The sequence below is a fragment of the Mycobacterium sp. E342 genome, assembly GCF_001667665.1.
Classification (GTDB): domain Bacteria; phylum Actinomycetota; class Actinomycetes; order Mycobacteriales; family Mycobacteriaceae; genus Mycobacterium.
Genome location: NZ_LZJM01000333.1, coordinates 1 through 6,235 on the forward strand (window position 1 = coordinate 1; position 6,235 = coordinate 6,235).

2 protein-coding genes are annotated in these 6,235 nt (G+C 71.5%); both read right to left on the reverse strand.

The genetic code is table 11. The annotated features are described in order from the left end of the window. Positions 1-99 precede the first annotated feature (99 nt). Positions 100-2,796, reverse strand: coding sequence for a circularly permuted type 2 ATP-grasp protein (locus A5692_RS27205; protein ID WP_068062601.1), 2,697 nt, complete (start codon positions 2,794-2,796; stop codon positions 100-102). After that, on the reverse strand, positions 2,796-6,161 hold the full coding sequence (locus A5692_RS27210) for a DUF2126 domain-containing protein (RefSeq protein WP_068062604.1): 3,366 nt from the start codon (positions 6,159-6,161) through the stop codon (positions 2,796-2,798). The genes A5692_RS27205 and A5692_RS27210 overlap by 1 nt, the downstream gene beginning before the upstream one ends. Between the last annotated feature and the right edge of the window lie 74 nt (positions 6,162-6,235).

Below are 6,235 nucleotides of genomic sequence, written 5' to 3' on the forward strand. Positions count from 1 at the left end.
GCCAACCACGCACCAACACCTACCACCACCCGGAGCGATTCCTCCGCGACACCGACGACGACGAACCCGGATGACACAACATGCAACTCGCCGCGAGCCCTAGGCCGGCATCACCCGGCGGACGTCGGGGCCCCACAGCGGTTGCATGCCACCGGGCAGTGCCAACTGCGTGGTGGTGATTACTTCGGCGAGCTCGCGCAGCCCCGCGTGCACCGAACCAAGCAGGCCGGCCAGCTCCGCACGCACGCCCTCGGCGCTGACGACTTCCAGCTCGGCGGGATGCGAGCGGCGCAACAGGGTGCCGATCTCGTCCACCAGCCGCTCCGGGCGCGACGACCCCGACGCCCCCGGCAGGTCCTTGAGGTTGGCCCGCAGCCGCTCCACCTGATAAAGCAACGACCGCGGATTCTGCGCGTCGAACAGCATCAGCTCGGCCACGGCGGCGACGCTGACCTTGCCCACGGTGCGGCGCCGGTAGATGACCGAGGACTCGCACGCCACCAACGTCGCCTCGATGATCGTCTGTTCGGCGGCGGGGCCGCGCACGGCGATCAGGGTGGCCCGAAGCAGCGCGGTCAGCCAGAGGCCGCGTTCGATGCGCTTGCCGATGTCCATCATCGTCCAGCCCACGTCGCGCACCATCGACTCGCCGGCAACCCCGGCCAGGGTCAGCATCCCGGACAGCGTCTGCACCTGGGCCGACGCGAGCAGCGCATCGGCCTCGGCGAGCGAATCCGGCGGCTCCCGCCGCTGGGCCAGCGCGCGCTCCACCCCGGCCAGCACCATCCAGGTGTCGTTGGACAGCTGGTCGCGTACGGCCCGGGCGGCCAGCGCCAAACCTTCCACCGACTGCACCAGCGATCCGGGCCGGTCCGGGTCCACGGTGAGCGACCACAGCGTGGAGGGGGCGACGGCGATCATCTCGGCGCCGTCGCTGGCACCGTCGTCGGCCCTGTCGTCGGCCCCCGTGTCCGTTCCCGTGATCCGGCCGAGCGCGGTCATCAGGACCGGCACGCATTCGCTTTCCTCGGTGTGCTGCTGATGCCGGTAGACGTGGAACCTGTCCCGGGCGACGAGCAGCAGCCGCGCCATGTTCTCCGCGCGTTCGCCGTAACGGCCGATCCAGAAGAGGTCGGACAGCACGCGCGGCGAGCTGACGCCCCAGGTGCCCGCGGCCGTCTTCGCGGGCGGTGCGGGCGACGGCAGGCTCACCGCCTCGGCCCGCGCGCGTTCCGTTGGTCGCACCCAAACATCCTTCGCCGCAACGGTTTGCAGTGTGTACGCGGCCGGACCGGGCGCCAGCACGTAGCCGATGCCACCGATCATCGGGGCGTATCCGCCGCGCTGGGCGACGTTGAACAACCGGATGCCGACGCCGGCCGACGACAGCACCCCGGCATGGTCGGTGGGCGCCGACGAGAACTGCGGCAGCTCCTGGCCGATCCACTGCCAGGGCATCTTCTCGATGCGGGCGGCCAACTGCGCCAGCTGATAAGACGAAAGGGTCGGCCCGACAAAGGTTTTCCCACCGATCGTGGACTTGATCAGCAGCGACGACAAATTGGCCAGCAGGTGCGAGCGTTCGCCGGATATGCCGCCCCAGTAGACCGGCGCGGTCTGCAGCAGCGGGGCCTCGGACAGCAGGCGCTCGGACAGCTGCGGCAAAAACCGAAGCAGCCCCGGGTTTTCCAGGATGCCACTGCCCAGCGTGTTGACCACGGTCACCGTCCCGCGGTGGCACGCCTCCACCAGACCGGCGACGCCGAGCCGGGAATCGGCCCGCAGATCCAGGGGATCGGCGAAGTCGGCGTCGACCCGGCGCAGGACGACGTCGACCCGTTTCAAGGTGCCCAGCGAGCGCATCCACAACTTGCCGTCGCGCACCACCAGGTCGGCGCTCTCCACCAACGGGAAACCCAGCAGCGTTGCCAGATACGCCTGGTCGAATGCGGTTTCGGAGAAGATGCCCGGGCTGAGCACCACCACCACCGGGTCCTGCGCGTCGTCGGGCGCGGCGTCGATCAGCGCCAGCCGCAGCGCCTGGGCGAACGGCGTCGTCGGGCGCGGCACGATCCGTTCGTAGAGATCGGGAATCGAGTGCGCGACGACGCGCCGGTCGGCCAGCGCGTAGCCGGCCCCCGACGGCGCCTGCGTCCAGTCGGCGTTGACCCGGAAGCTGCCGTCCGGTAGCCGGCTGACGTCGCAGGCGTGCAGGAAGAGTTGGTGATGCCCGGGCACCTCGATGCCGTTGGCGGCGCGCACGTAGCCGGGATGGGCGAACAGCAACTCCGGCGGCAGGATGCCGTCGGTGAGCAGGCTGCGCGACCCGTACAGGTCAGCGAGCACGGCGTCGAGCAGCCGGGACCGCTGCGTCAGCCCCGCCTCGAGCGTCTCCCACTCCGCGGCCGACAGCACGAGCGGCAGCGTGTCCAGGATCCACGCCCGCGGCTCCAGCCCGTGCTCGCCGGGATCGACGTCGGTGTAGGTGATGCCGTCGCTGTCGATCAGGCCGCGCACCACCGAGCGCAGCCGGTCGAGCCCCGCCCGGCCGCGCTCGGCGATGGTGTCGGCCAGCTCCGCCCAGGCCGGCCGGACGTTCCCGTCCCGGTCGACGAACTCGTCGTAGCCGGCGGCCGGGCCGTGCCGGAGGTCGAAGAGCGCCTCTTGGGCGCGCGCGGCCCGGTACCCGGCCAGCAGGCGGTCGGCGTCGTAGCGGTCGTTGTAGCCGTCTTCATGGCGGCCGCCAGCGGCCGCCGGGGCTGCGCCGGCGCCGAATGTCCTGTCGGCAAACACCATTACCGCTGCACGGTACGCACGCGGCGCAGGTCGAGGATGCCCGGCGCGCCGACGTCGGTGAAGATGCGGGCCTGCTTCTCCCGGATGTCCGACAGGTCGAGCTTGCCGGCGGTGAAGCCGGTCGCCTCGAAGCGGCGGGCGCGACGTGCCTCGGCCTCGACGGCGTTGACGGGCGGCTCGTCGTAGGCCCGCCCGCCGGGATGCGCGACGTGATAGGTGCAGCCGCCGCGCGACGTGCCCGTCGTCAGGTCGACCAGCTCGAACTGCAGCGGCACGTCGGTGCTGATGGTGGGGTGCAGCGCGCTCGGCGGCTGCCAGGCCTTGAACCGCACCCCGCCCACGTGGATGTCGGGGTTGTCGGTGGCCAGCAGCGGCACCGGGTAGCCGTTGACGGTCACCACGTAGCGGTGGCGGTCGGCGCCGATGATGCGGACCTGGATGCGTTCGACCGACGAGTCGACGTAACGGGCGGTGCCGGTGGCGGTGGCCTCCTCGCCCAGGGTGGTCCACGGCTCGATCGCGCCGCGCAGTTCGATCTCCACGCCGTCGAACACTGCGGTGCCGATGCGCGGAAAGCGGAACTCGGTGAACGGGTCCAGCCAGCTGGTCTCGAACGCGATGCCGTGCGCGCGCAGGTCGGCGGCCACGTCGGCGATGTCGTGAATCAGGAAGTGCGGCAACAGGTATCGGCCGTGCAGGTTGGCACCGTGCCGTATCAGCGGGGCGCGCAGCGGCTCGTCCCAGAACCACGCCACCAACGAGCGCACCAGCAGCGACTGCACCATCGCCATGCGCAGGTGCGGTGGCATCTCGAACCCGCGCAGCTCCAGCAGGCCGAGGCGGCCGCGGGCGCTGTCGGGGCTGTAGAGCTTGTCGATGCAGAACTCGGCGCGGTGGGTGTTGCCGGTGATGTCGGTCAGCAGGTGGCGCAGCGCGCGGTCGATCACCCAGGGTTTGGGGGCGCCGCCCGCGCATAGCCGCGCGATCTCGGCGAACGCGATCTCGAGTTCGTACAGCGCCTCGGCGCGGCCCTCGTCGACGCGCGGGGCCTGCGAGGTGGTGCCCACGAACCGGCCGGCGAACAGATACGACAGCGACGGGTGCCGCTGCCAATAGGTCAGCAGCGAGACCAGCAGGTCCGGCCGCCGCAGCAGCGGTGAATCCGAGGGGGTGACGCCGCCCAGCGTGATGTGGTTGCCGCCGCCGGTGCCGCCGTGGGTGCCGTCGACGTCGAAGGATTCGGTGGATAACCGCGCAAGGCGGGCCTGCTCATACAGCGTTTCGAGCTGCTGACTCTGCTCGGCGAAGCTGGCGGTGGGCGCGACGTTGACCTCGATGACGCCGGGATCCGGGGTGATCGTCGTCGAGCGCAGCCGCGGGTCCGGCGGCGGGTCGTAGCCTTCGATCACCACCGGGCAGTCGATCTTGGCGGCCGCGGCCTCGACACGGGCGATGAGGTCGACGAAGTGTTCCAGCGCTTCGGTGGGCGGCATGAACAGGTACAGCAGCCCCCCGTGACTTGAATGGCGGACCTCGGCGACCATCGCGGTGGGCGGCGCGGTCTCGGGGCCTTCCACGACGGCGCTGCCCGGCTCCGGCGACAGCGCGTCCCCGACGGTCTGGGGGTCGGTGTCGAACGACGGGCGCGGCGGCCGCCAGCTGATGGAATCCAGCGGCAGGCGCAGGCCCGCCGGAGAATCGCCGGGCAGCAACACGATTCGGCCGCGGCGCAGGCGCCAGTCGGCGCTGGCCCAGCCCAGGCCGTCGTCGCGGCGGTGCAGCGGCAGCACGAAAGCCGCTGGGGCGGTGACGGACTCGTCGAGGCGGGCCAGCAGGGCGGCGCGAGCGGCGGGGGAGTCCGCGCCCTCGCCGGGTCCCAGGTCGTCGGGTCCCAGGTCGCCGGGTCCCAGATCGTCGCCCGGGTCGACCGGGTCGCCGTCGGGCTGCCGCACCTTGGTCGCGAGCCGGTGCAGCGGGTCCTCGTAGGCGGCCCGCACCTGCGACGGCGGCAGCCCGAGGCCGTCGGCGATCGCGGCGAGCAGCCGCTGGCCCGCGTCGTCGTCGACGGGCTCCGAACGGTCCCCCCACGGGTCGGCCAGCAGCGCGTCGTCGCTCCACAGCGGACGCCCGTCGGTGCGCCAGTACAACGCGATCTGCCAGCGCGGCAACGGTTCTCCCGGATACCAGCGGCCCTGCCCGCGCTGCACCAGCCCGTTCGGCGCCCACGCCGCCTTCAGGCGCGCGGCCAGGTCGGAGGCGCGCCGGCGCTTGTGGGGGCCGTCGGCGGCCGTGGTCCACTCCTCGCTGACCTGGTTGTCCACCGACACGAACGTCGGCTCGCCGCCGATGGTCAGCCGCACGTCGGCGGCCGCCAGCCGCTCGTCGACGCGCGCACCGACCTCGCGGATCGTCTGCCACGCGGAATCGGTGTAGGGCAGGGTGACGCGGGGGTCCTCGTGGACCCGGGTGACGGTGTTGGAGAACTCCAGCACCGATTCGCATGGTTCGGTGCCGCCGCTGATGGGCGCCGCGGACGCCGGCTGCGGGGTGGCCGCCAACGGGATGTGGCCCTCGCCGGCGAACAACCCCGACGTCGGGTCCAGCCCGATCCAGCCCGCGCCGGGAATGTAGACCTCGGCCCAGGCGTGCAGGTCGGTGAAGTCGGCGGCCGGGCCGGACGGCCCGTCGAGCGCCTCCACGTCGGAAGCCAGCTGCACCAGATAGCCGGACACGAAGCGGGCGGCCAGGCCCAGCTGGCGCAGGATCGACACCAACAGCCACGCCGAATCGCGGCACGAGCCGACCCCGGTGCGCAGTGTGTGATCCGGTGTCTGCACGCCGGGTTCCATTCGCACGCTGTAGGCCACGTCGGCGTTGACGGCGCGGTTGAGGGCGACCAGCAGGTCGATGGTGCGCGTGCCGTCGGGCACCGAGAACCTGCGCACCCAGGCCCGGCAGAGCTCGCCGGGACCCGATCCCTCGCCGTCTTCGTCGACGGGCCGCAGGTATGGCTCCAGGTCGGCGGCCAACTCCTTGGGATAGGTCAACCCGCCCGCCGGCCACGTCTCGGCCCAGTCCTCGATGAAGAAGTCGAACGGGTTGATCACCTTGAGGTCGGCGATCAGCCCGACAGTGATGGTCAGTTGCCGCATCGGGTTCGGGAACACCAGGCGCGCAAGGAAATTGCCCACCGCGTCCTGCTGCCAGTTGATGAAGTGCTCTTCGGGCTCGACGCGCAGCGAGTAGGCGTCCAGCGGCGTGCGGCAGTGGGGGGCCGGGCGCAGCCGCACGACGTGCGGATACACCCGGACCGGCCGGTCAAAGGTGTAGCTGGTGCGGTGCTCCAGCGCGACTTTGATGCTCATATCAAGGTGATCTCATCACAGGCGGCACACGGCCGCAGCGCACCGCAGCCGCGGCTAACAGCGCCGTAACTTGG

What these genes read in the sequence shown, in the direction of transcription:
- A5692_RS27205 (WP_068062601.1), bottom strand. Translation starts at nt 2,796, where the DNA reads ATGGTGTTTGCCGACAGGACATTCGGCGCCGGCGCAGCCCCGGCGGCC.
- A5692_RS27210 (WP_068062604.1), bottom strand. Translation starts at nt 6,161, where the DNA reads ATGAGCATCAAAGTCGCGCTGGAGCACCGCACCAGCTACACCTTTGAC.